General features: G+C 59.5%; 23 protein-coding genes and 1 pseudogene. 17 read left to right on the forward strand and 7 right to left on the reverse strand.

Annotated features, from left to right (window positions below; all coding sequences use genetic code 11):
* Window positions 1-54 precede the first annotated feature (54 nt).
* The 8 genes from D0N36_RS16240 (at window position 55) to D0N36_RS16275 (ending at window position 9,672) form a co-directional block, all read left to right on the forward strand.
* On the forward strand, window positions 55-2,148 hold the full coding sequence (locus D0N36_RS16240) for a PP2C family protein-serine/threonine phosphatase (RefSeq protein WP_116942887.1): 2,094 nt from the start codon (window positions 55-57) through the stop codon (window positions 2,146-2,148).
* 14 nt (window positions 2,149-2,162) lie between these two features.
* Window positions 2,163-2,492 (forward strand): STAS domain-containing protein, encoded by a 330-nt coding sequence (locus tag D0N36_RS16245; RefSeq protein WP_116942888.1) that lies wholly within the window; start codon window positions 2,163-2,165, stop codon window positions 2,490-2,492.
* A gap of 34 nt (window positions 2,493-2,526) precedes the next feature.
* Window positions 2,527-2,940: an ATP-binding protein gene (locus D0N36_RS16250; RefSeq protein ID WP_116942889.1), complete on the forward strand. Its 414-nt coding sequence runs from the start codon at window positions 2,527-2,529 to the stop codon at window positions 2,938-2,940.
* A 126-nt stretch (window positions 2,941-3,066) separates the two neighbouring features.
* Entirely contained in the window at window positions 3,067-5,466 is a 2,400-nt protein-coding gene (locus D0N36_RS16255) for a peptidylprolyl isomerase (RefSeq protein ID WP_116942890.1), read from the forward strand.
* 272 nt (window positions 5,467-5,738) lie between these two features.
* Window positions 5,739-7,127, forward strand: a complete 1,389-nt coding sequence (locus D0N36_RS16260; RefSeq protein ID WP_116942891.1) for a peptidylprolyl isomerase — start codon at window positions 5,739-5,741, stop codon at window positions 7,125-7,127.
* Between the two features lie 108 nt (window positions 7,128-7,235).
* Window positions 7,236-8,198 (forward strand): AAA family ATPase, encoded by a 963-nt coding sequence (locus D0N36_RS16265; protein WP_116942892.1) that lies wholly within the window; start codon window positions 7,236-7,238, stop codon window positions 8,196-8,198.
* 112 nt (window positions 8,199-8,310) lie between these two features.
* Window positions 8,311-8,754, forward strand: a complete 444-nt coding sequence (locus D0N36_RS16270; protein WP_116942893.1) for a hypothetical protein — start codon at window positions 8,311-8,313, stop codon at window positions 8,752-8,754.
* A gap of 333 nt (window positions 8,755-9,087) precedes the next feature.
* A complete protein-coding gene (locus tag D0N36_RS16275; RefSeq protein WP_190242725.1) occupies window positions 9,088-9,672 on the forward strand; it encodes a GNAT family N-acetyltransferase in 585 nt (194 codons plus the stop codon).
* A gap of 61 nt (window positions 9,673-9,733) precedes the next feature.
* Here D0N36_RS16275 and D0N36_RS16280 read toward each other — a convergent pair whose 3' ends face one another.
* Entirely contained in the window at window positions 9,734-10,900 is a 1,167-nt protein-coding gene (locus D0N36_RS16280; RefSeq protein WP_116942895.1) for a hypothetical protein, read from the reverse strand.
* Window positions 10,901-11,069: 169 nt separating this feature from the next.
* On the opposite strand from D0N36_RS16280, the gene recA reads away from it, so the two are divergent.
* From recA to tsf, 9 genes and pseudogenes are all read left to right on the forward strand, one after another.
* Window positions 11,070-12,230 carry a recombinase RecA gene (gene recA / locus D0N36_RS16285; protein ID WP_410504168.1) on the forward strand — a complete coding sequence of 387 codons (1,161 nt, stop codon included), beginning with the start codon at window positions 11,070-11,072 and terminating at the stop codon, window positions 12,228-12,230.
* Between the two features lie 301 nt (window positions 12,231-12,531).
* On the forward strand, window positions 12,532-13,323 hold the full coding sequence (locus tag D0N36_RS16290; protein WP_242478961.1) for a DUF3108 domain-containing protein: 792 nt from the start codon (window positions 12,532-12,534) through the stop codon (window positions 13,321-13,323).
* Between the two features lie 341 nt (window positions 13,324-13,664).
* A pseudogene (locus D0N36_RS16295) lies at window positions 13,665-14,368 on the forward strand (response regulator transcription factor).
* A 133-nt stretch (window positions 14,369-14,501) separates the two neighbouring features.
* Window positions 14,502-15,614: a sensor histidine kinase gene (locus tag D0N36_RS16300; RefSeq protein WP_116942897.1), complete on the forward strand. Its 1,113-nt coding sequence runs from the start codon at window positions 14,502-14,504 to the stop codon at window positions 15,612-15,614.
* 246 nt (window positions 15,615-15,860) lie between these two features.
* Window positions 15,861-16,574 (forward strand): RluA family pseudouridine synthase, encoded by a 714-nt coding sequence (locus tag D0N36_RS16305; protein ID WP_116942907.1) that lies wholly within the window; start codon window positions 15,861-15,863, stop codon window positions 16,572-16,574.
* A gap of 284 nt (window positions 16,575-16,858) precedes the next feature.
* Window positions 16,859-17,311, forward strand: a complete 453-nt coding sequence (gene rplM / locus D0N36_RS16310; RefSeq protein ID WP_092772531.1) for a 50S ribosomal protein L13 — start codon at window positions 16,859-16,861, stop codon at window positions 17,309-17,311.
* 39 nt (window positions 17,312-17,350) lie between these two features.
* Entirely contained in the window at window positions 17,351-17,737 is a 387-nt protein-coding gene (rpsI, locus tag D0N36_RS16315) for a 30S ribosomal protein S9 (RefSeq protein ID WP_092741435.1), read from the forward strand.
* A gap of 20 nt (window positions 17,738-17,757) precedes the next feature.
* On the forward strand, window positions 17,758-18,525 hold the full coding sequence (gene rpsB / locus D0N36_RS16320; RefSeq protein ID WP_116942898.1) for a 30S ribosomal protein S2: 768 nt from the start codon (window positions 17,758-17,760) through the stop codon (window positions 18,523-18,525).
* Between the two features lie 206 nt (window positions 18,526-18,731).
* Entirely contained in the window at window positions 18,732-19,571 is an 840-nt protein-coding gene (tsf, locus tag D0N36_RS16325; protein ID WP_116942899.1) for a translation elongation factor Ts, read from the forward strand.
* Window positions 19,572-19,691: 120 nt separating this feature from the next.
* Here tsf and D0N36_RS16330 read toward each other — a convergent pair whose 3' ends face one another.
* From D0N36_RS16330 to D0N36_RS16355, 6 genes are all read right to left on the reverse strand, one after another.
* Window positions 19,692-20,735, reverse strand: coding sequence for a DUF3089 domain-containing protein (locus D0N36_RS16330; protein ID WP_116942900.1), 1,044 nt, complete (start codon window positions 20,733-20,735; stop codon window positions 19,692-19,694).
* A 67-nt stretch (window positions 20,736-20,802) separates the two neighbouring features.
* Window positions 20,803-21,942: an SHOCT domain-containing protein gene (locus tag D0N36_RS16335; RefSeq protein WP_116942901.1), complete on the reverse strand. Its 1,140-nt coding sequence runs from the start codon at window positions 21,940-21,942 to the stop codon at window positions 20,803-20,805.
* A 23-nt stretch (window positions 21,943-21,965) separates the two neighbouring features.
* A complete protein-coding gene (locus tag D0N36_RS16340; protein WP_116942902.1) occupies window positions 21,966-22,676 on the reverse strand; it encodes a hypothetical protein in 711 nt (236 codons plus the stop codon).
* Window positions 22,677-22,822: 146 nt separating this feature from the next.
* The gene (locus D0N36_RS16345; protein ID WP_116942903.1) at window positions 22,823-23,068 is read right to left on the reverse strand and encodes a hypothetical protein; all 246 of its coding nucleotides are present in this window, start codon (window positions 23,066-23,068) and stop codon (window positions 22,823-22,825) included.
* A 175-nt stretch (window positions 23,069-23,243) separates the two neighbouring features.
* Window positions 23,244-24,236 (reverse strand): YeiH family protein, encoded by a 993-nt coding sequence (locus D0N36_RS16350; RefSeq protein WP_242478962.1) that lies wholly within the window; start codon window positions 24,234-24,236, stop codon window positions 23,244-23,246.
* 119 nt (window positions 24,237-24,355) lie between these two features.
* The gene (locus D0N36_RS16355; protein ID WP_242478963.1) at window positions 24,356-24,817 is read right to left on the reverse strand and encodes a LysR substrate-binding domain-containing protein; all 462 of its coding nucleotides are present in this window, start codon (window positions 24,815-24,817) and stop codon (window positions 24,356-24,358) included.
* Window positions 24,818-24,946 lie beyond the last annotated feature (129 nt).

The raw sequence follows: 24,946 nt of genomic DNA on the forward strand, positions 1-24,946 counted from the left end.
TGTTTCCTTCCGCCGCGCTCTTTGCCTGGGTTGGCTTTTCCTTACTTTGTCTGCATGGCTGTTCTTCGGAAGCCTTTTTCCTTACTAGGTATTGCCGCGCTGCTAAGCTGGCTGGCGCTGCTGGCCGCCGCGCTGCTCTACGCTCATCCGGGCCTGGGTGGAGTGCCTTATTCTACTCCGGCCGGCCTGATTCTGATTCTGCAGGCACTGTTCACGGCCGTCGTTTTTCTGTACGAGCGCAAATCACCCGAGCGCCTGCGCGGGGTTGATTTTATCGGGCTGCTGCAACGGATGCTGCTGGGTCCGGCGCTGTTGGCGGTAAGCAGTGTAGGGCTGCACCAGCTGCTGCAAATGCTGCTACCCGATTATACTACCGGCTCGGTGCTACACACCGTATTGTACACGCTCAATGTGGGGCTGTTTGTGCTGCTGCTGGCCCGCACCAACTATGCCTGGCGGACCCTGATGCTGTTTCGGAGCTCCGAGCGGCTGCAACGGCAATGGGTAGCTTTTGAACTGCTGCTGGGCGCTACACTGCTGTTGCGCCTGCTGCCTTACACTCCCCCGGCGGGCCTGTCGGCGGCGGTATTGGGTGTGCTGGCTGCCTTTGGTGTCTACCTGAGCGGCCGCCAGAAGTGGGTGGCCTACCTCAGCCGCCGCCAAAAACTGGAGGCGGTGCTACTCCAACTGGCCATTATTGGGGTGATGGGCATATTCGTGGCCTATTTCCTGTACACCCGGCTCGGTTTCCGCATGGTGGGGCCCGCCCCTCAGAATGCCTTTCTGCTGCTCAACGCCTTCTTCGCCAGCTTCTATGCGCTTATGGGCCTGCTGGTAACCTTCTTCAACCTGCCCACAGCAGGCGTCTTCGAGCAGAAGCGCGAGGAGATTCTCAGCATGCAGCGCCTCACCCAGCTTATTCAGCGGGGCCAGACGACGGCCGAGGTATACCAGATGTTCTTCGACTCGGCCATCCAGACAACCGGTGCCGATGCTGCCTGGCTGCAAATTGAAGCCATCGACGAAGAGGACCGCCACGATCTGTACTATCAGCTGCCCGCCGATCAGGGCAGTGCCATCCGCGGAATGCTGGCCGAATTCAATCTCGGCAACCTCGAGTACTTCAACAACGACTTGTCCGGCGGTAGCTTCCGCCAGCTGCAGCTGCCTTTCGGCTCGCTGATGGTGATGCCGCTCAGCTCCAGTAAGCGGCAGTACGGCAACATTTACCTACTCCAGGAGCCGGTGCAGGCCTTCGACCGCGAAAGCCTGAGTATCCTGCAGACCTTTGCCAGCCAGACGGTGCTCAGCATCGAAAACCTGCAGCTCATTCAGGCCTCCATGCGCACCCAGCGCGTGCAGGACGAGCTCAAGATTGCCTCGGCCGTGCAGGACAGCCTCATTCCGAAGAACCTGCCGATTGACAACTGGTTTGAAATCAGCTCCTACGCCGTGGCCGCCACCGAAGTGGGCGGTGACTTCTACGACTTTCTGCACCTGCCGGGCCGCCGGCTGGCCGTGCTTATCGGCGACGTGAGCGGCAAGGGCGTAACGGCGGCCTTCCATGTGGCCCAGATGAAGGGTATTTTTCATGCCCTGATGCAGGAAAACCCACTGGCCCGCAACGAGCGGGAGAAATACCCGGTGCCCAGCCAGTTCATGACCCAGGCCAACGATGCGCTGGGCCGCTGCCTCGAAAAGTCGGCCTTTATCACGGCTTCGCTCTATATCATCGACTACGAGCACGGTGGCTTCGTGTTTGCCCGGGCCGGCCACTGCCACACACTCTACTATCACTCTATCAAGGAAGAGGTGTCGTATTTCCAGACGCCCGGGCTGGGGCTGGGCATTATCCGGCACGATGGCTACGAGAAGCACATTAAGAACCAGTTTTACGACTACAACCCCAGCGACGTGATGGTGATTTACACCGACGGCATCGTGGAAGCCCGCGACGCGGCCCAGGATGAGTACGGTGAGGAGCGCCTGCAGCGGATGCTGGAAGAATCGTATTACCTCGATGCCGACCAGATCAAGGCCCACATTCTGGCCGATTTACACGAGTTCACCAAGGGCCAGCCCATGCACGACGACCAGACGCTGCTGGTGATTAAATTCCGGTCGGCCCAACCCGAAGCCGGGCATTAACGTAGCTTCAAGCCATGAAAATAACGCAACACGCCACCGATACCACGCTCACGCTGGCTCTCAATGGAGAGCTGGACGCCAGCTCCTCTGTTCTGCTCGATAACGAGCTCAGCAAGCCCGAGATTCTTCGCACCCAAAAGGTACTCATCGACTGCCAGCAGCTCAACTACATCTCGTCGGCAGGCCTGGGCGTGTTCATCTCGCACCTGCAAACCTTCCAGGACGCCAACGTGAAGCTGGTGTTCTTCAACATGCAGGAGAAAGTGCGCAACGTATTCGAGATTTTGGGTCTCGATTCGCTGATGACCATTGTGCCTTCGGAGGCCGACGCGGCTGCCGTTTAACTCTCCGAAACTGCTCTGCCCCCATTTCCAAGGCATGGAACACGCCATCCGTATTAGCTGCAACCGTCGCAACCTGAAGGTGGTGCGCGACTTTGTGGGCGAGTACCTGGCCGGGCAGCAGCTTTCGGATGTGCTCGTTAACCAGCTGATTCTGGCCGTGGATGAAGTGGTAGCCAACTTTATCATTCATGCGAATGCCGAAGATGAAAAGCAGTTTCTGGATGTGCGCGTGACCATCCTTAACCACGAGTTTGGCTTCGAGATTGAGGATGGCACCGCTTCCACCTATTCACCTGGCTTGTATCAGGAGCCCGATTTGCGCGAGTTTGTGCGCGTGGGCAAGAAAGGTGGCGTGGGCATGATGCTCGTCAACCGCATTATGGACCGGGTGGAATACAGCACAACCGGCGAGCACACTATCTGCCGCCTCTACAAAACCCTGACCTGAGCCGGCGGCACAACACGGGCAGCCACCTGCGGCCGCCGGGAAAAAATCCGTAAAATTGTAGTTATCCGTATCCGGCCCGTTGGCTCGATCCGGAATTACGCCCGCTGATTCCCTTCTTTCGCAAGTATGCACAACCGTTTTTTGTTTGCCGGCACTGCTGCGGCGGCCCTGCTCGCCGGGTGCCAGACCACCAAACCTGCCACAACTACCCCGGCTGCCGCCGTCGAAACCCTGGGCACTACCGCCGTTCCGGCCTCGGAATTTGCCTACGTATACCGGAAAAACAACAGCTCCGACCCTGCTTTCGGCACCAAAGCCAGTGTGCAGGAATACCTTGACCTCTACACCAATTTCAAGCTGAAGGTGTTGGCCGCCGAGCAGCGGGGCCTCGATACGACCCAGGCGTTCCGGCAGGAGCTGGAGGGCTACAAGCAGCAGCTGGCCCAGCCCTACCTCACCGAGAAAAGCGTAACCGACCAGCTGGTGCGCGAGGCCTACGACCGGCTGAGCAAGGAAATCAGCGCCTCGCACCTGCTGATAACCGTGGCACCCGATGCCACGCCCAAAGACACGCTGGCCGCCTACGAGAAGACGATGAGCCTGCGCCGCCGCGTGACGGAGGGCGGCGAAAATTTCAATACGGTGGCCCGCGAGAACTCCGACGACCCATCGGCCCGCGGGGCGAATGGCAACGGCGGCAAGCTGGGCTACTTCACGGCCATGCAGATGGTGTACCCCTTCGAGTCGGCGGCTTATTCGACCACCGCCGGACAGGTATCGGCGCCGGTACGCACGCGCTTTGGCTACCACCTCATCAAGGTAGATAATGTGCGCCCCGCGCAGGGCGAAATAAAGGTGGCCCACCTCATGGTTCGGGCCACACCCGGCATGCCCGCCGCCGACTCGGCCACGGCCAAGAAGAAGGTGGACGAACTGTACACCCGCCTGGCCCGCCGCAACGAGAACTGGGACAAGCTGGTAAGCCAGTTTTCGGAGGATGCCGGCTCGGCACCCAACGGCGGCGAGCTGCCCGCATTCGGCACCGGCCGCATGATTCCCTCGTTCGAGGAGGCCGCCTTTAAGCTGCAAAAGTCCGGCGACATTGCCCCGCCCGTGCAGACGCCCTATGGCTGGCACATCATCAAGCTGATTGAGAAGCAGCCCGTGCCTTCGTTTGAAGCCATGGAGCCCACGCTTAAAAGCAAGGTTTCCAAGGATTCGCGCTCCGAGCTAAACCGCGCCGCTTTCCTGAAGCGCGTGCGCCGCGAAAACAACTTCGTGGAGATTCCGGCCGTGAAAGAGTACGTGCTGGCCAAGGCCGACACCTCGCTGGTGCAGGGCCGGTTCGCCTACTCGGCCCCGGCCGCGGCCACTGGCAAGGCTAGTAAGAATATCACCGACAACTCGGCCCTGTTCACCATTCAGGGGCAACCCTACCTGGTGAAGGATTTCCTGACCTACGCCCAGCAAAGCCAGCGCCCCCGCGCCGGCGCCGAGCCGCGCTTTGCCATGCAGCAGCTCTACGACCAGTACGTAGACCAGCGCCTGACCGAATACGAGAAGGCCAACCTCGAAAACAAGTACGAGGACTACCGCATGCTAGTAAAAGAGTACCGCGACGGTATTCTGCTGTTCCAGTTGATGGACGAGAAGGTGTGGAGCAAGGCCGTCGAGGACACCGTAGGCCTGCAGCAGTTCTTCGCCGCCAACCAGACCAACTACCAGTGGGGCCCACGGGTGCAGGCCACCGTTATCAGCGCGGCCACACCCGAGCTGCGGCAGCGCGCGCAAGGCTACTTTCCTAATCCGGCCGAGTTGAAAACGACAACTATAGTTGGCAACAAAATCACCTCTACTGGCCAAGGCAATACCTACCTGCCCGTTACGGAGGGCATTCCGGCCGTGCTGAAATTCCAGGCCCGCACTGCCACACTGCTACCCGCCAGCAAAGCCGCGCTCGAAGAGCTGGCCGGCCGTATGCTGGAAGCCGACACCACGATGCTAGTGCAGGCAACCGCTTCCAGCCGCGCCAAAGTGCCCGCCAAGCTAGCGGCCCAGCGCCAGGCTGCCGTGGAGCAGTACCTTGTTGGCCAGGGCGTCCGCGCTGGCCGGGTAAAGCTGATGAGCGGTAGTAGCAGCCAGCCCAAGCAGTACGCCACTGCCTCCGATGCACTGATCCTGGGTGCCATGACCCGCAATCCGGTCCTGATTGAGCAGCGCCTCAACGACAAAAACCCGCTGGCCGTGCAGATTCAGCAGCGCAGCTTTGCCAAGGGCGAAAACAAAGCCGCCGACCAGTTTATGGACAAGGCTCCCGGCCTGTACCAGACTGAGCTGGAGGGCCGCTACTACACGGTCATCGTTGATAAGCAGCTGCCGGCCGGCCCCAAGGCCCTAAACGAGGCCCGCGGCCAGGCTACTTCCGACTACCAGAACTACCTGGAAAAAGAGTGGCTGGAGCAGCTCAAGGCGCAGAACCCGGTGAAAATCAACCAGCCCGAGGTAGAGAAGCTGATAACCAAGTAAGCCGCTGCCATTCTGAGAGAAGCGAGAAATCCGGCTCAAACCGCTGAACAACATTGTTCATTGAGTTGAGCCGGATTTCTCGCTTCTTTCATACCAGCAGTTGCACTCCCTGATGCAACGCCCGGCCCCAAAACAGGCTCCCGTAACCAGAAGCATGCGCGGTTTTTGCCGGTGCAAGGATTTATAACGAAATTTACGGGCGGCTTTGGGCGTTGAGCCTTTTGCCAACCCTTTCCAGGCATATTGCCGGGACGGGCATTAGAACCAGATTCATGCGTATTTTTTTGCGAGTACCAGCCTTTAAGGCCCTGCTGAGCCTGACATTACTGGTTGTTACGGCTACAGCCGGCCACGCGCAGCTGGGTGTTGGGCGCCCGATGGGCCGTAACATAGTCGATGGCATCATTGCTAAAGTCGACAACCAGATTGTGTTGAAATCGGACCTGGAGGGCATTTACAGCCAGGAGCTGGCCCGCGCCGAGGGCAAGCCGCTGCCACCCGACACCAAGTGCAAGATTCTGCAGAGCCTGGCCCTCAACAAATTGCTGCTGGCCAAGGCCGAAACCGACTCGGTGGTAGTGGAGGAAAACCAGGTAAAAAGCGAGTTGGACCGCCGTATGGGCTATTTCGTGCAGCAGATTGGCTCGGAGCAGAAGCTGGAGGAATACTACGGCAAGCCGCTTAAGCAAATTAAGGACGAACTGCGCACGCAGGTGAAAGAGCAGCTGATTCAGCAGAAAATGCAGGACCAGATTGCCGGCAAGGTGTCGGTAACGCCGCGTGAGGTACGCCAGTACTTTAACCGCATGCCCAAAGACAGCCTACCCTACTACTCCTCGGAAGTGGAAGTGGGGCAGATTGTGAAAGTGGCGCAAGTGAACAACAAGGTAAAGCAGGCCACCCAGGCCAAGCTCAACGAGCTGCGGGCCCGTATTGTGGCCGGCGAGGATTTTGCCACCCTGGCCAAGCAGTATTCGCAGGACCCGGGCTCGGCTGTAGAGGGCGGCTATCTGGGCTTTTTCAAGCGCCGCGAACTGGTGCCCGAGTATGAGGCCGCCTCGCTGCGCCTTGAGCCGGGCGGTATTTCGCCGGTGGTCGAGTCGCAGTTCGGCTTCCACGTCATCCAGCTCATTGAGCGCAAAGGCGACTCGTACAGCACCCGCCACATTCTGCTCAAGCCCGAAACCGGCACGACCGACACCAACGATGCCTCGCTGCTGCTGACCAAGCTGCGCCGGCAGATTATGACCGACAGCCTTACTTTCGCTAAGGCGGCCAAAGATAACTCCGACGACAAGCTGACCAGCGGCAACGGTGGCCTGTTCCAGAACCGCCGCGACGCCAGCACCTACCTGCCCCTCGACCAGCTCGACCCGGCCATTTTCTTCACCATCGACACAATGAAAGTGGGCAGCGTCAGCATGCCCCTGCCCTACCGCACCGAGGACGGGAAAGATGCCGTGCGCATTCTGTACCTGAAATCGAACAGCCCGCCCCACCAGGCTAACCTCAACGACGACTACCAGAAGATTGCCGCCGCAGCCCTTAACCAAAAGAAAAACAAAGCCCTCGACGCCTGGTTTGCCCTCAACCGCGGCACCGTATTCCTCGAAGTAGACCCCGAGTACGCCGGCTGCCAGCTGCTGAACTCGATTAACTAACGAAGCTAGGAGTTAGAAGTCAGGAGCTAGAATGCCGTTTTTACGTTGTCGGTCTGCTTCCCTTAACTGATTCTAACTCCTGGCCACTAACTCCTAGCTCCTCCCAGAATGCCCTTCGCCTCCGATAAAGAAGCCGCTGACGCGCTGGCTGCCGCTTACCAGAAGCTGCGCCGCGAAATTGGCAAAGTCATTATTGGGCAGGAAGACGTGGTGGAGCTGGTGCTGACCGCTGTTTTTTCGCAGGGCCACTGCCTGTTGGTAGGCGTGCCCGGGCTGGCCAAAACGCTGCTTATCCAGACCGTTGCCGATGCGCTGGACCTGTCGTTCAACCGCGTGCAGTTTACGCCCGACCTGATGCCCTCCGACATTGTGGGCTCGGAAACGCTCAATAAGGAGCGCGACTTCCACTTTGTGCCGGGCCCGATTTTCGCCAACATTGTGCTGGCCGACGAAATCAACCGGACACCGCCTAAAACCCAGGCGGCGCTGCTCGAAAGCATGCAGGAGTACGCCGTAACGGTAGCCGGCAAGCGCTACGCATTGCCCCGCCCCTTCTTCGTGCTGGCCACCCAGAACCCCATCGAGCAGGAGGGCACCTACCCGCTGCCCGAGGCGCAGCTCGACCGATTCATGTTCAACATTGAGTTGGGCTATCCCAGCTACGAGGCGGAGCTGCAAATCGTGAAGAACACCACCTCCAACCATCAGGTGAAAGTGGAGAAAGTGCTGCACGCCGACGAAATTCAGGCCTTCCAGCAGCTCGTGCGCCGCGTGCCGGTGGCCGACAACGTGGTGGAATATGCCGTGGGGCTGGTACATAAAACACGGCCTAACACGGCCCGCGCCGCCGCCCGTGCCACCCAGCTTCTGGAGTGGGGTGCCGGCCCGCGGGCCTCGCAGCACCTCATTGTAGGGGCCAAATGCCACGCCCTCATCCACGGCAAATACTCGCCCGATATCGAGGACGTGCAGGCCGTAGCGTTGCCCATCCTGCGCCACCGCCTCGTGCGCAACTTCAAGGCCGAAGCCGAGGGCATTACAGTGGATCAGCTGGTGAAAGAACTACTTTGAATAGGTTTTAAGTGTTAGGAAGTTAGGGCTTAGCAGACGTTCTATCAGTATAGGCCTTATATTTTCCAGCACAGTATTTAAGATCTAAGCCCCTAATATCTAAGACCTAATCATGGAAGCAGCCGGTTACTACGAACAGTTTGAGCGCAACCTCGAAATCATTCTCAGCGGCCTCGATGCGGGCCTCAACATCAGCACCACGGCCCTGAACGTGTCGTTGCCGCTGGAAGTGTACGTGCTGAGCGAGGTGCTCAACCAGGGCGGCGGCCAGTTCCGCCTTTCCCCCGACCTCGCGCCCCGCGAGCAGGTACGCGAGTTTCTGGCTCAGTTCCAAAGCAACGAAGCGCACAACGAGGCCATGATGCAGCGGATTCTGGCCGACAAAAAGAGTCTGATGCGCACGCCCGAGGGCCGCGTACTAACCAAGGAAATGCTCATTCGCCGGCTCGAGTACTTCAACGAGGCCGCCCGCCAGGTAAACGTGATGCGCAACCAGCACTCCCTGGGCAGTCCGCCCCAATCGCGCTCCGGTGTTGGCCTGCAGCTTACGAAATAGCCGCTTTCAACCGGCTGGATATCACATCAGAAAAGCCACCTCCTGTGAGGTGGCTTTTCCATTTATTGCGGTTTCTCCAACGGTGTGTTCGTATTGTAAACGAGACGCAACAGTTGGAGTCTCGCCGTTACTGATGTTGGCTCTTGCGAACTGCCGTTCAACCATAAGACGCAAAGATGCCTCTCTACATCGGGCCGGTGTTAGCCCAAACAGCCGGTTGCCAGGGCTACAAAAAGATGTGCTCGGGAATCATGGACGGGCCATAGCGTCGCATTCTGCGTTATAAAGCGTCCGCCGCCTGCTCGCACCCATTCCCAACGCATACACGCCGCTTTGCCCGCTCCTGCCGCTGCCCCCAACTCTGCTCCGCGCCTGACAGCCCGCCTGCTGCTGCGGCCCTACGCGCCCGACGATGCAGCGGAGTTCTTTGCCCTGATTGCCGCCAACCGGCTCCGCCTGCGGCCTTCCTTCCCGGCCCGCGAGGCGGCGGCCAGCTCCGAATCGGCCAGCGTCGGGCTGCTGGCGCAGTTCGGGCGCGACTGGCGCACCGGCCGGCTCTACGTACTCGGCATCTGGCACCGCACGGGCGGCCGCTACCTCGGCGACATCAGTCTCAAGCCCAACTGGCATGCCCCCGTTTCCCTCGAAATTGGCTACTACCTGGCAGCTGAGGCCGAGGGCCAGGGCTATGCCCGCGAGGCGCTGGCAGCGGCCGTTGCCTTCGGCTTCGACACGCTCGGGGTGGCGCGCCTGATTATCCGCTGCCTACCCGAAAATCCGCGCAGCATTGCTGTAGCCGAGGCTTTGGGCTTCCAACTGCTGCCGGTGCGCGCCCGCCCCGCTTGGCTGCGCCGGGTTTTGGGCACTACGCCGGTCCTGCACTACATTTTGCGGCGCGAAGAGCAGGCGCAAACGTAAGATGTTCTATTCTTAGGCCCCTACGCGGCCGCCTTCTTCAGGTAGGCTCAGCCTCCACCAGTTAGCGGTTAGGGCGCAGCGTAGTTAACAGAAAGCTCTGGTTGAAATTCAGGTACAGCGCAAACGAGAAGTCGAACAGTCCGTTGTTGAGGTCATAAAGGGGCTCGAAACGGGTGGTTAGAATAACCTGGCCCGGTAACCGGTAGTCGCGTAGCACCCGCAGAATCAGCAGTTGGCGCTGTCGCTCTGTGTAGCCCACATCCACAGCCGAAGACGATACCGACTGGTAGAGCCGGCCGCCAAGGGGTGAAATGTAGCCTTTCCCGCTCCAGTAGGCCACTTGCAGATTGGAAAGCCGCGTATCAGCCCCCACGTTCAGGTAGATGCCCGTTCCGCTCTTGAAGGGTAATTCCTCGGTGAAAGAATAATCGTTAAAGTACGTCAGATAGCCATCAAAATGCACTGCCCGCACCAAGTTGGAGGACAGCCCGCGCCGCACCCGCAGCCCCGTGGCGCCGTTAAACAAAGTCTGCAACGGCTTATCGATGGTATCAATCTGGCCGCCGCGGTGAGTAGCCGTGAACTGAAACGGCAACGCCACCAACCACCGGGCCGAATCGGCCAGCAGGCGATGTTCCAGCGTGAGGCCCCCGGCCACTTCTTCCTGGAAATTACTGAACCGGTACTGTTGCCGCACCCAGTTTACCCACGCATCCAAGCTGGTGCGCGGGGTTTGCAACTGGTACTGCATGCCTTCTTCCAGCCGATTGATTATCACCCGCTCAAAATCAAATAGCGGCTCGATGTAGCCGTGGTGCAGGTTGCCTTCCAGGTTACCAAACAATAGCGTGTGCGGCCCCTGGCGGTATTTGAGCGTGAATAGCGGCCGCACCTGCCGCAACTGGGGCGTCCCGTAGTTTTTCCATAGAAACACACCCGCCTCCAAGCGCAGGTTGCCGGCCGGGTAGTACACCAGCCGCGGGGCCAGTTGCGCCCCGAAGTAGGTTAGCCCAGGATCAATCTTGTTGAAATACTCGTTGTCTTTATTGAACAGAAACCCCTGCACCTCCAGCCGCAACTGGTGTTCGTAGCTCGGGCCGAGTGGAGCCCGGTACAGAAAAGCCCTGTTGTCGAGCTGAGCATGGGCCAGGGTGCTGCCGGCCAGCCCAGCTAGCAGCGTCAGTATCAGGGGCCTGCAGGCAGGGCAGAATTCTAAAAATTTTAGCACGAGAAAAAGATGCTGAATCGGACGAATTTCTTTAGCATTGCGGGCACAAAATATAGTCGGCCGGCGTTACCAGATGCCAGCCCCTCCGGCAGCCCCCGAGCGGTTGCATGAGCTGGCAAAAAGCCTTACTTTCACCAAACCTAAGCAAATCTATTTACCCCCTTTTCTGATGGCCTTAAACTCCAACAAAGCCGATAAGGCTGAGAAAGCTGACAAAGCTGACAAAGCCGATAGCAAAGACCTGACCCCGCAGCAGCAGAAGCTGAAGGCGCTGGCCCTGACCCTCGAAAAGCTTGACAAGAACTACGGCAAGGGCACCGTCATGAAGCTCGACAACAGCCGGATACAGCAGGACATTGAAGTTATCAGCACTGGCTCGCTCGGCCTCGATATTGCCCTCGGCGTAGGTGGTTTGCCTAAGGGCCGCGTAGTAGAAATCTACGGCCCCGAGTCGTCGGGTAAAACCACGCTCACCATGCACTGCATTGCCGAAGCCCAGAAGAAGGGCGGCATTGCCGCCTTCATTGACGCCGAGCACGCCTTCGACCCAGTGTACGCCCGCAAGCTCGGCATCGACACGGCCAACCTGCTCATCGCCCAGCCCGACAATGGCGAGCAGGCCCTCGAAATTGCCGACCAGTTGATTTCCAGCGGCGCCATCGACATTATTGTAATTGACTCGGTAGCGGCCCTCGTGCCCAAAGGCGAGCTGGAAGGCGACATGGGCGACTCGAAGGTGGGTTTGCACGCCCGCCTCATGAGCCAGGCCCTACGGAAGCTCACTGGCACCATCAACAAAACCGGCTGCTGCTGCATCTTTATCAACCAGCTGCGCGAGAAAATCGGCGTGATGTTCGGCTCGCCCGAAACCACCACCGGCGGTAACGCGCTCAAGTTCTACGCCTCGGTGCGCCTCGATATCCGTCGGATCGGCCAGATAAAGGAGGACAAGGACAACATTACTGGCAACCGCACCAAGGTGAAGGTGGCCAAGAACAAGGTGGCCCCGCCCTTTAAGGTGGTTGAGTTCGACATTATCTACGGCGAAGGCATCTCCAAAGTGGGTGAAATCCTCGACCTGGGCGTTGATATGGGCATTATTGCCAAGTCGGGCTCGTGGTTCAGCTACGATGGCAACCGTCTCGGCCAGGGCCGCGAGGGCGTGAAAACCATCCTGCTGGACAACCCCGAAATGGCCGATAAAATTGAAGCCCAGATTCGGGCCAAGGTGAAGGGCAACCCCGAGGAGGCCATGGCGGCCCTCGATGAGGACCGCAGCACCGACGCCGAAGAGGACATGGAGCCGGTAGAGGCCGAAGACGAAGCGTAAGCGCGTGTCTGCATTTTGTAAGAAAGCTCCTCCGGTAACCGGGGGAGCTTTTTTTATGCTGGCTAGCGGGACGCAAGCCCCTCGGCTACGGCCCGTACTCCGGTGCGTAGCCCCCACCAGGCCGGTGTCTGGGCCATAGTTGGCGGGTTGCTTAATTGCCTTGGTTTACACCGGCAGGTTTTCTCCCGCCTAAAACCCAGTATCTTTACTGGCACCGCTTTTGAAATGAATCGGCCGATTCATTGTTCCGCACCTGCTCATGCTTATTCGCCGTCGGCTTCTGCTTTCACTTATATTTTGTTTGCTGATTACGGGTTTGGCGGCTTTCGGACCAACCAAACAACCGGCCCGCTCGGCTGACAACACCAGTTTCCAGACGGGCGAGACCCTACATTACAAAGTGCATTACGGCCTTATCAACGCGGCCGACGCTACCATTGAGCTCGACAACAACGTGCACCGCATCAACGACAGGTCCTGCTACCGGGCTACCGTTACGGGCCGCACTATCGGCTCTTTCGACTACTTCCTGCGCATCCGCGACACCTGGCGCTCCTACATCGACACGGCCAGCATTCAGCCCCAGCGCTTCTATCGCAACATCGAGGAAAACAACTACCGCAAGCGCGAAACCGTCGATTTTGACCACCAGCGCGGCGTGGCTACCATGGAGAGCTACAAGAAGGACAAGAACGACGTGAAGCGCGGCACTTTTAAGGTTCCGGCCAACGTGCAGGACATCGTCAGCGCCTTCTACTACCTGCGCACCCTCAATTACGACCTGCGCCGGCCCGGCGAGGTTATTCGGGTGCAGGGTTTCTTCGATGAGGAAAACCTGCCCATGGACGTGATTTACAAGGGCCGCGAAACGGTGAGTACCAAGGCCGGCACCATTCGCGCTATCCGGCTGGTGCCTAAAATGCCCAAGAACAAGCTGTTCAAAGGCGAAAACGCCGTTTCCGTTTACCTCTCCGACGACCAGAATAAGATACCGGTGCTTATTCAGGCCGATATGCTGGTCGGGGCCGTGAAAGTGGACCTCTACAAGTACAAGGGCCTGCGAAACCGGCTCAATATGGTGGCTCAGAAATAGCACGTATCACCAGGCGGCTCCCAACAGGGGCCGCCTTTTTTTTGCCCTTCCGGGTTCATCAGGCTGCCGTTTTCACTTCGTTACCCGCTTTTTCCCCGATGCTGCTATCTGCCCCCGTTCGCTACCGCCTGGTGCTGGTAACTGCCGCCGCCACTGCTCCGGCCCGGCGGGCCGGGCTGGCCGATTTCGTGTGGCCTATTCCGAACCCAGTGCCGGCCAAGCTGCCCCGGCCGGCGCTGGTGGGCTGGCGCCGCGGTCCGGGTAACGAAACGATAACACGCCGGTCACGCCGGCCAGCCGTACTTTTATCTGCCCGCCTGCTGTTCTACCCTAAACCGCCCCTGCCCGTGCAACCAGCCGCCAACCCCAACGCCTACAAGATTCTGGTAGTCGATGACGACCCCGACATTGTGGAGCTGCTCGAATACAACCTGCGCAAGGAAGGCTACACGGTGGCCAGCGCCGCCGACGGCCGCCAGGCCCTCGAAATTGCGCCCCAATTCAGCCCCGATATTGTGCTGCTCGATGTGATGATGCCCCACCTCGACGGCATTGCCGCCTGCCGCCAGCTACGCGAGCAGCCCCGGTTCAAAGACACCTACATCATTTTCCTGACGCCCGGGCCGAGGAGTTTTCGGAAGTAGCCGCCTTCGATGCCGGCGCCGACGACTTCATTGCCAAGCCCATCAAGCCCCGGGCCCTGCTCAGCCGCCTGGCCGCCTACGTGCGCCGCGACAAGGAGCCCCAGCACGTGTCCGACACCATCAGCATCAACGGCCTCACCATCGACCGCACGGGCTTTGCCGTGTACCAGGATGGCCGCAAAATCACGCTGCCCAAAAAAGAGTTCGAGCTGCTGGCCTTTTTGGCCGCCTCGCCCCATAAGGTGTTCGGCCGCGAGGAACTGCTGCAGAATATCTGGGGCAGCGACGTGTTCGTGCTGGCCCGCACCGTAGACGTGCACGTGCGCAAAGTGCGCGAAAAGGTAGGCGACCACCACATCCAGACCATCAAGGGTGTGGGCTATAAGTTCAATATTGATTGAGTCAAGGATTGAGGATTAGAAGCTTCGTATTGATTGCCACAACAACTTGCCTGAAGGAGCTCCTGGTCTTGATTTGCGCTTTTCTCAGTCACTACCAGAAGGACCTGACACCCAATGCCTAATACCTAAAAACATGCGCCTGGTTTTATCTTCCCGCAGCATTGCCCTGCTACTGTCGGGGCTGGTAGCGCTGGTGCTGACGGCGCTGGTGCTGGTGGTGCCCACGATGCCGCGCGAACAGGCCGTGCTGGCGGCCGGCATTACCGTGGCGGCGTGTTTTTTACTGCTGTATTTACTGTTTGAGGCCCTGATTTTCCGCGAGGTCAACAACATTTACCAGGAGCTGGACCACATCAAGCGCAAGGATTTCCGGCGCTTGTCGAACAAGCTGCTGTTTCGGCCCGAGCCACTCAAGCGCATGCGCGAGGAAATTCTGGACATGGCCCAGCGCAAGCAACAGGAAATTGACGAGTTGAAGCGCCTGCAGGAGCTACGGCGCGAATTTCTGGCCGACGTGTCGCATGAACTGAAGACGCCCATTTTCGCCGCGCAGGGCTTCGTGCATACCGTGCTCGACGAGGAGGAGGAAAGTCCGAATGGCAGCATGGATGCGGCCACGCGCCGCAAGTTCCTGCGCAAAGCCGCCACCAGCCTCGACGCCCTCGACCAGCTCGTGCAGGATCTGGTGACTATCTCCCAACTCGAAAAAGGCGTGTTGCGGATGCGCCGCCAGTCCTTCGACTTAACCCAGCTGGTGCACGACATTTTCGAGCAGCTGGAGTTGCAGGCCGCTCGCCGCCAGGTGCGCCTGGAGTTGCGGTTAGCGTCCACCGAAGTTACCGGTCCCGAAACACAATCGCCTGATGCAACCCATCCGGTACTCGTGGTGGCCGACCGCGGCCGCATCCGGCAGGTACTCATCAACCTGATTGACAATGCCATTAAATACGGCCGCGAGCAAGGGCAGGTGATTGTAACCCTGGAAACCGGGCCCAAAAAGGTACTCATTCAAGTGCATGATAATGGCGAAGGCATTGCCAAACAGCACCAGCAGCGCATTTTCGAGCGGTTCTACCGCATCGACAAAAGCCGCACCCGCGAGTCGCGGGCGGCGGGGGGCACGGGGCTAGGCCTGGCCATCAGCAAGCACTTAGTGGAGGCCCACAGATCCATCATTCGGGTGCGAAGTGAGCCGGGCGAAGGAACCACGCTCGAATTCAAGCTGTCGAGGCCCAGGGAGAAGTGAGAGGCGGGTATGAACGTCATTCTGAGCATGTGGCGCATAGAGCCAGGGTCGGAGCGGAGTCGAAGAATCTCTACTGCTTCGCTGCAGCCGACAGGAGTAGTATTGCGGTAGAGATTCTTCGACTCCGCTCGACCCTGGCTCTATGCGCCACATGCTCAGAATGACGTTCCTTTTTCTCACTTCCCACTTCTTCATACCAACCTCTCCCACTTCTCACTTCTCTACCCCCTACCTTTGCAGCTCTATATGAAGCTGCCCAATTTCGAAGACCTGATTCTGTTTGAAGACGACGATTTCGTAGTCATCAACAAGCCCCCATTCCTGGCCACGCTCGACGAGCGGTTCGGCGGGGCTCCCAACATTCTGCGCCTGGCCCGCGAGCAGTACGAAGACGTACAGGCCTGCCACCGCATCGACAAGGAAACCAGCGGGGCGCTGGCGCTGGCTAAAAACCCGGCCGCCTACCGCCACCTGGCCATGCAGTTCGAAGACCGGCAGGTACGCAAGGTATACCACGCCGTGGCCTGGGGCGTGCACCACTACGACGGTTTGCGCGTCGACCGAAGCATAGAAACCACTACCAAGGGGAAAGCCCGGCTGGCCTATAAGGGCAAGCCAGCCGTTACGGTAGTGCGCACCATGGAGGCATTCGCCCACCACACGCTGCTCGAATGCCAGCCCATTACCGGCCGCATGCACCAGATCCGGCTGCACCTGGCCTACCTACAGGCGCCTATCGTGGGCGACACAATGTATGGGGGCGAGAACTTCTACCTGTCGACGCTCAAGAAGAAGTTCAACGTGAAGCAGGGCGAGGAAGAGCAGCCGTTTATCAAGCGCTTTGCCCTCCACGCCGCCCAGCTCACATTCGCCAAGCTCGATGGCGAGCCGGTGACCATCGAGGCTCCCTACCCCAAGGATTTTCGGGTACTGGTGGAAAACATGCGGCAGTATGCATAAGTGGTAAACGAGGACCAACGAAAGAACGTCATTCAGAGCGCAGCGAAGAATCTCGCGTGTCAAAGCGACCCAAGAATACAGGTTGCTTTGGCACGCGAGATTCTTCGCTGCGCTCAGAATGACAGCTGTTTTCCTACTGCCTCTGTCGCCCCTTTCCCACTGCTTTTCAGACAATTATTAAGCTCCTGGCTTGAATATTTGCCGGAAGTCGGTAACTTTGTGTCCGTTTTGCCCCCCCGGGCAGCGGCTTCTTCTTCATTTTCAAACGTTTATCCTCCTCCCCAATGGATCATCTGAGCTTCAAGACGGTTGCCGTCAACAAAGCCAACGCCAACAAGGGCTGGGTTGTGGTTGATGCCGCCGACGCCACTTTGGGCCGGCTGTGCAGCCAGGTTGCCAACATGTTGCGTGGCAAGCACAAGCCCTCCTTCACGCCCAACTCGGATTGTGGCGACAACGTCATCGTCATCAATGCCGACAACCTGCGGGTAACGGGCAAGAAGCTGACGGACAAAATCTACATCACCCACTCGGGCTACCCCGGCGGACAGAAGCGCATTAACCTGCGCGACAAGAAGGCCAAGGACTCGACCCGGGTGATTGAGCACGCAGTACGCGGCATGTTGCAGGGCAACAAGCTGGGTGCCGAGCAGTTCCGTAACCTGTTTGTGTACGCTGGTACCGAGCATCCGCACGAGGCGCAGCAGCCCAAGGCGCTTTCTTTCTCGCATCTGTAAGCCGCAACCCGGCTCCTTTTTTCTCTAATTCTCCACTTAATGGAAATCCTCAATACCTCTGGTAGAAGAAAAACCTCGGTGGCCCGCATCTACATGCAGGCCGGGCAAGGGAATATCACTATCAACGGCCGGGAAATGAAAGCCTATTTTGGCAATGAACTCCTGGAAAACATCGTGAACCAGCCTTTGGCTACTGTCGAGCAAGTCGGCCAGTACGACATCAAGGTGAACGTGCGCGGTGGTGGCATTTCGGCCCAGGCCGAAGCCATCCGTCTGGCCATCTCGAAAGCCCTCGTGGGCGACAACGCGGAGGTTCGTCCTGCCTTGAAGAAGGAAGGCTTCCTGACCCGCGACCCGCGCATGGTAGAACGCAAGAAATTCGGCAAGCGTAAAGCCCGTCGTTCGTTCCAGTTCTCGAAACGCTAATATTCCAGAGGAACCCTATCATGGCCCAGACTACCACCTATAAAGAATTGCTGGACGCCGGTTCGCATTTTGGTCACCTCACCCGCAAGTGGGACCCCAAAATGGCTCCGTACATCTTCATGGAGAAGAACGGCATCCACATCATCGACCTCAACAAAACGCTTGCTTCGCTCGAACACGCGACCAGCGCTATTCGCAACATCGCGAAGAGCGGCCGCAAGATTATGTTCGTGGCGACCAAGAAGCAGGCGCAGGAAATTGTGACCGAAGAGGCCAAGCGCCTTCACATGCCCTACGTAACCGACCGTTGGTTGGGCGGCCTGCTCACCAACTTCGCCACCGTGCGCAAGTCGCTGAAGAAGATGAGCACCATCGACAAGATGGTGAAGGAAAACACGGCCTACGCCGCCCTGGCTAAGCGCGAGCGGCTGATGCTGTCGCGCGAGCGGGAGAAGCTCGACCGGGTACTCGGTGGCATTGCCGACCTGAGCCGCCTGCCATCGGCCCTGTTCGTAATCGACGTGAAGCGCGAGCACATTGCCGTGAAGGAAGCCCAGAAGTTGGGTATCCCGGTATTCGCTATCTGCGACACGAACTCGAACCCCGAGTCGGTACAATTCCCGATTCCAGCCAACGACGACGCCTCGAAGTCTATCCAGCTCATCGTGGGCATCGTGGGTAAGGCTATTGAAGAAGGTCTGTCGGAGCGTAAAGTCGACAAAGAGGACGCCGACAAGAAGCAAGCTGAAGAAGAAGGCATCAAAGAAAAGCAGGACGCCGACGAATAGGCGCTTCTGTAGAAGCTAGAAGTCAGGAGCCAGGAGCTAGAATCAGAGGGAAACCGCCTGGCAAATTCTAGCTCTTAGCTCCTGACTTTTTTGCATCTATCCGCATCTGCTCTTTCCTTTCATTCAATTCTAACATTTAGCTTTTAGCTACCAGCTTTATCCTTTGAGATTCTGACTTCTAGCTTCCAGCTCCTAACTTCTACCAAATGGCCACAATTACCGCCGCTGACGTAAATAAGCTCCGCACCATGACTGGTGCCGGCATGATGGATTGCAAGAAAGCCCTCGTAGAGGCTGAAGGCGACTTCGAAGTTGCCCGCGACCTGCTCCGCAAGCAGGGCCAGAAAATTGCCGACAAGCGCGCCGAGAACGAAACGTCGGAAGGCGTGGTGCTGGCCGCCGTAAGCGAGGATGGCACCAACGGCAAGCTGGTGTCGCTGGCCTGCGAAACCGAGCCGGTTTCGAAGGTTCCCGATTTCAAAGACCTGGCCCAGCGCATTCTGGCTACGGCTGTGAAGAGCGATGCTGCCTCGAAGGAGGAGCTGCTGGCTGCCAAGCAGGACGACGGCCGCTCGCTGCAGGAGCACATCACCGACCTGATGGGCAAAATCGGCGAGAAGCTCGACGTAACGGCTTACGAGAACATCACGGCCGAGAAAGTTGCTTCCTACATTCACTCCGACAACAAGAAGGGTGTGCTCGTGGCCATGAAGAACGTAGGCGGTGCCGACGTTGCTACCGTGGGCCGCGACGTAGCCATGCAGATTGTTGCCATGAAGCCCGTCGCCCTCGACAAGGACGGCGTGGATGCCGCTACCATCGAGCGCGAAATCGAGATTGGCAAAGAGCAGGCGCGCGCCGATGGCAAGCCCGAGGCGATGCTAGAGAAGATTGCCCAGGGCAAACTCAACAAGTTCTACAAGGAGAACACCCTGCTCAACCAGGAGTTCGTGAAGGATAACTCGATGACCATCGCCCAGCTGCTCGACAAGACGAGCAAGGGCCTGACGATTTCCGACTTCAAGCGCGTAGCCATTGTAGGCTAGGTTTGTTTGAGCCGTTAGCTGACAGCTTTTAGCCGTTAGCTTTCCGTTCAGGATTTAAAAAGGCCCCGCTGGCAATTCGCCGGCGGGGCCTTTTTTGACTTTAGGCGTCGTCCTGAACGGCTACTTCGCCCGCTCCTGCCAAGCCCGTACCCGCGCCACCGCGTTCTGGCGGATGTTGGCGTAGAACAGGCCATAGTCGGAAATGTGGAAGGAGTGCCAGAGCTGGGGTTGGCCGGGCAGCAGAAAGCGCGGGTAGCCCAAGGGCTTGGCCGGATGCACCCACAGCAGGCCCTGGTGTATTTTGGCATCGACTACGCCCACATCGAGCCGGTTGAAATCCTGCCCTACCCCACCGAGGTTGAGGCGGGCGGGCGCGGCCAGCGTGTCGAGCGTCCAGGTGAGCGGGTTGACGGCCACGCCGTTTTCGAAGGGCGGGTAGGCGTTGCCCCAGGCTACGGTGTTCCAGGCCACGTAGCAGCCGGTTTGAGTCGAGTCAGCGCAGGGCCGCAGGGTCTGGTACTCGTCGGTTTTTACTTTGAAGCCGATGAGGTAGGCCGCCACCAGTTTCCGGCGCAGCTGGGGGTCGGTGTCGAAGAACTCGTGTAGCAGCCGGGTAGCGTGCACGGTGCCCTGGCTATGGCCGGCAATAATGATGGGGCGGCCCTGGTTGTAGTTGGCGAGGTAGTACTGGAAGGCCAATTTTACGTCGGAATACGCCAAGTCCAGCGCTTTCTGGCCGTTGGTGCTCTGGTCATCCACGAAAAAGCTGTATAGCGTGGCCTGGCGGTAGCGGGGCGCGTACACCCGGGCCGCCGCGTTGAAGGCCGAGGCTTGGTTCCGAATTACATCGTCATCGGTGAACTGATTGAGCCGGTCGTTGGCGAGGCTGGCGTTCCACTGCTTGCGCCAGTAGTAAGTGGTAGGGTGCACGTAAAACACGTCGGCCGCGGCGGTGGCCTGCCGGTCTTTGAAGGGCGTGTTGCGCGGCACCGCATCGGCCGAGTCGCGGCGGGTGGGCAGGGCGGCCCAGCTGGCCTCCTGGGCGTAATCGGGCGCGATGGGGTTCTCGTACTGACCGAAATCCTTGCTCGGCTTGATGACTTTCAGGCAGGAGCCGAGGCCAAGCAGCACAACGGCGGATAGCAGAACGGGACGGATATGCATAGCGGGATTGGGAGGTGTCAACCGGCGTAGTGAGACGGTGTCATGCTTCCTCAGGCGAGTCGAAATCTTACTCTTCAAAGTTGTTCTCCAGCAGCTTTTCCTGCCGCAGGTACACGATTTTAAAGTCCTTATCAAACCGTACTCGTAGCTGGGCGGCGGTTTGCTGGCGCTTCTGCAGCGACTGGCGGAAGGCGGTACCGTTTTCCACGTAGGTGACCACCCGCGAACCGTCGGCTACCGGAGGGCTCACCTGCAGCGTGCCGGGCCGGATGCTGCTCTGGCCCTCCAGGAACTCGGGAAAGTGACTTCTGGCCAGCTCGGCATTGATGGCGGCCGGAGTCGTGTTCTGCATCAGATAAAACCGTTCAATCTGGGGCGCGAAGTAAGCCGCGGCCGTGAAGGGCGCCGCCTGCAAATCGGCGTAATAGCGCTGCAGAATCGTTTCTACGCGGGCCTTGGCAGCGCTGGCCGACAGCCCGACCGAAGCATCTGCGGCGGCGGGCGCGGCCGGAACCGGGCTGGCAGTGGGCGCAACAGGCGCTTCGGTCGCAGCCGTATCGGCGGGTGTCGGGGCTACAACAGGCGGGACCACAGGCGCCACCCGAATAGTTTCGGGGGCGGCAACGGGCGGCAGCTCAATCTGCTCAGTCTGAGGCCCGATTTCCGGGGCCACCGCCACCGAATCGGCAGTGGTGCGGGAGGTGCTGGTGAGGCGCTCCGAGTCGCGGCCGTCCGTGAGCAGATATGCCACCAGGGCCAGCAGGGCCAGAATGGCGGCTACCACCACAATCGTCATCAGTGGGCTTTTGCGCGGGGCGGTGTAGGCATCTTCCTCCACATATTCCTGCTCGGCGCCACTGTTGGGCCCGGCTGCCGGGAAGTGGGTAACCGGCGGCAGCATGGGCATCATTTCTACCGGAGCCACGGTGGTCGGCTCTGGCCAAACCGGTGGAGCGGGCGGCGGCGGCGTCTCGGGTACCACGCCGGGCACAATGGCAACAGAAGGTTCCGGCTCGGTGGGCGCGGGTTCCGGCAATTCGGGGCTACGGAACTCCGGCGCGGCGGCTTCGGGCGCAACGTCCGGAGTAGCCGGCGCAAATACCAGCTTCTGCTTCAGCGTCTGAAACTCGTCGGGCGTGATGGTGCCGGCGTCAAGCCATTCCTTGAGTTGGCGAAGCGTATCGAGGGGCGAGGGATCTTTCTCCATAGGGAAGCGCGACAAAAACGGCGTTACGGACGGTCGAGATTGAGCAATCGGGTCCGATTGCGTTCCAGCTGGGCCTGGCGTAGCTCCAGCAGCCGGGCATTATCGAGCAGCTTTACCGAATCGTCAGCCGATTTGAGCTTGTTTTCGGCGTTCTGCTGATGCAGCTGCTCAATACGAGCGAGGTTGGATTTGGTGTTGCCGGCCAGATTTGCCCGGCTGCGCTCCAGCTTTTCCTTGTCTTTGGTGGCAGCGGCCAAGGCCTTTTCGGCTTCATTCACTCCGTCGCGGATGGCCTGCAGGCGGGCAGCCGTAGCAAAGCGTTGCACAATATCCCGCATAGGTCCGAACTCGCGGCCCGACGCTGCCAAAAACGTATCGGGGCCAGTAGCAGCCCACACCGATAGTTCGGCCACCGTATCGGATGGGGCCGTTATCGTCGAATACAGGTCGACAAATTGGTTGGTAGTGCTGGAAATCAGCACCTGGCTGGCCGTTAGGTAGTCGCTTTTGCCCACCCTCAGCACGCCGTTGCCTTTCAGCTTGATTTTATAGTTGTCTTTGAGCCAGCGCTGCCAATAGTCACGGGTCCAGTCGGCGGTAGCTTCCACCTGCACCTGCACAGCATCACGCGACCTTTTTTCGAAGCTCACGCTACCCACGCGGGCCTCGTACAACTGGCCCTGGGCCGTAGCAGCAGCCAACAGCAGCACCAGAAATGGCAATAGCGCTTTCATCGGAAGGAAAGTTAAGACAGAAATGAGGCCAGCATGTGCGTTGTATGGGCCGAACTGCATGAGCTATTGAGTGAAACGGGTGGCTCCGATACATTCCGCACGTTATCCGCCTTACGCTCACATGGCCCACATCAGTTGCCTCTGGGTTAGATATCGTGGCGGTCGAAGGCGGCCTGCAGGTCGGTTTGCATGGCGGCGAAGCGGGCCACGGCAGCCTGCACAAATTCGTTGTCGAGTAGCCGGTGGATGTCCTCCTCGCCGGTCAGGTCCAGCTCGCTCACCTTGTAGGTCTGCTCAAACGAGCCCTTTTCAAGCTTGATGAGGTACTTACCATTCCAGCTGAAGAGCGTGATTTTGGCGTGCGGATTGGGGATGATGGCGAGCTGGCGCATAAGTAACGGGCAACGAAGCAGAACGGGGCGAAGATACGCAGTCCGGGCCGCCCCCTGCCCGAAACGCCGAAAGCCCCTGCTGCCAGCATGGGCAACAAGGACTTTCAGTTCAAAAGGAAATCAGGATTTACCAGCCCAAACTGTTTGGTTCTCCTCTCAATGACAACGCCTTTACCTACAGTTTCACGATAACGTACAACGATGCTGCGGAAATCACCACCCACAGCAGCACGCCGAGCGCAAACGGCCGCAGTCCGACGGCCTTAATAGTTTTAAACGACAGGCCCGCGCCGATGAAGAACAGCGTTACCACCAGTCCCAGGCGCGCCAGCTGCACCAGCCAGGGGCCCACGGCGTGGGTAGCGGGCACGTAGGTATTGAGCAGCATGGCCCCGATGAAGCCCAGAATAAACCAGGGCAACTTCACCTTCACATCTTTCTGCTTGAAAAAATACGCCGTGCCCAGCGCCACCGGAATAATCCAGAGGGCCCGCGCCAGCTTCACGGTAGTGGCCACACCCAGCGCCTCGGAGCCGTACGCCGCCGCCGCGCCCACCACCGACGAGGTATCGTGGATGGCAATGGCGCACCACAGGCCGAATTGCTGCTGCGACATGGCCAGCGCGTGCCCGATGGGCGGAAAGGCGAACAGCGCCACCGCATTTAGCACGAACACCGTGCCCAGCGCCACCGACATTTCCTCATCCTTGGCCCCCACTACCGGCCCCACCGCCGCAATGGCCGAGCCTCCACAAATGGCGGTGCCACAGGAAATAAGGTGGGTAAGCACCCGGCCCAGCTTCAGCCAGCGGCCCGCAAAGTAGCCCAGTACCAGCGTGCCAAAAATGGAGACGATGGTGAACAGGATGCCTTCGCGGCCGGCCTGCACTGCGGCGTGGGCGTTCAGGCCGAAGCCCAGCCCGATAACCGAGAACTGCAACAGCTTGGCCGTGTATTTTTTGGTAAAGACCGGGAAGGGGTTGCCCAGCGTTTGGGCCAGCACCAGGCCCAGCGCCAACGCCACCGGCGGCGAGGCCCAGGGCGTGAGGCAAAAAGCCAGCAACAGCCCGAATACCACTTTCGGCAGCAAGCCGGCATGAGGCCCAGGGCCAGCCGAGCCTGATGCAGGAACTGCCGTTTCGGGCTTGGCAGGCAGGACTTGGGGCATAATTGGGGCGGGTTGATACACCTCTGCAAAGGTACGTTTACCCCTCCCCGTTCGATAATCTAAAATAGTTATAGAGTATAACCTCTGGTTATAACGAATGCATGAAACGGCCTGTCATGCTACCCATATTGCTGCCGGGCGTAGCGCCAGAACAACTCGGCGGGACGGCTTAACGGCTGGCCCTGCACCCACAGCGCCTCGAACTGCCGGGGCAGGCACAGGCTGGCTATCGGTACCAGTTCCAGCCGGCCGGCGGCCAACTCCCGCGTCAGGGCCCGGCGCGATACGAAGCCCAGGGCTTCGGGGGCGGCTTCGAGGTAGGTTTTAATGGCCTCGGTGTTGTCGAAGTAGAAGGCCACGCGCAGGTCGGCGAGCCGGATGTTCTGCTCACGCAGGGCGAATTCGAGCACTTCGAGGGTGCCGGAACCCCGCTCGCGCAGCACCAGCGGGTGAGCCAAAGCCTCGGCCAGTGGCAGCGGCGCGGGCGGCGGCCCGGCGGGCGTGGCCCGGCGCACGGCTACCAGCTCGTCGGCCAGCAGCGGCTCGTAGTGCAGGTCGCGGCTCTTGGCGCGGCCCTCCACGAAGCGGGTGAGCCAAAGCCTCGGCCAGTGGCAGCGGCGCGGGCGGCGGCCCGGCGGGCGTGGCCCGGCGCACGGCTACCAGCTCGTCGGCCAGCAGCGGCTCGTAGTGCAGGTCGCGGCTCTTGGCGC

This window comes from Hymenobacter lapidiphilus, from assembly GCF_003417065.2.
Classification (GTDB): Bacteria; Bacteroidota; Bacteroidia; order Cytophagales; family Hymenobacteraceae; genus Hymenobacter.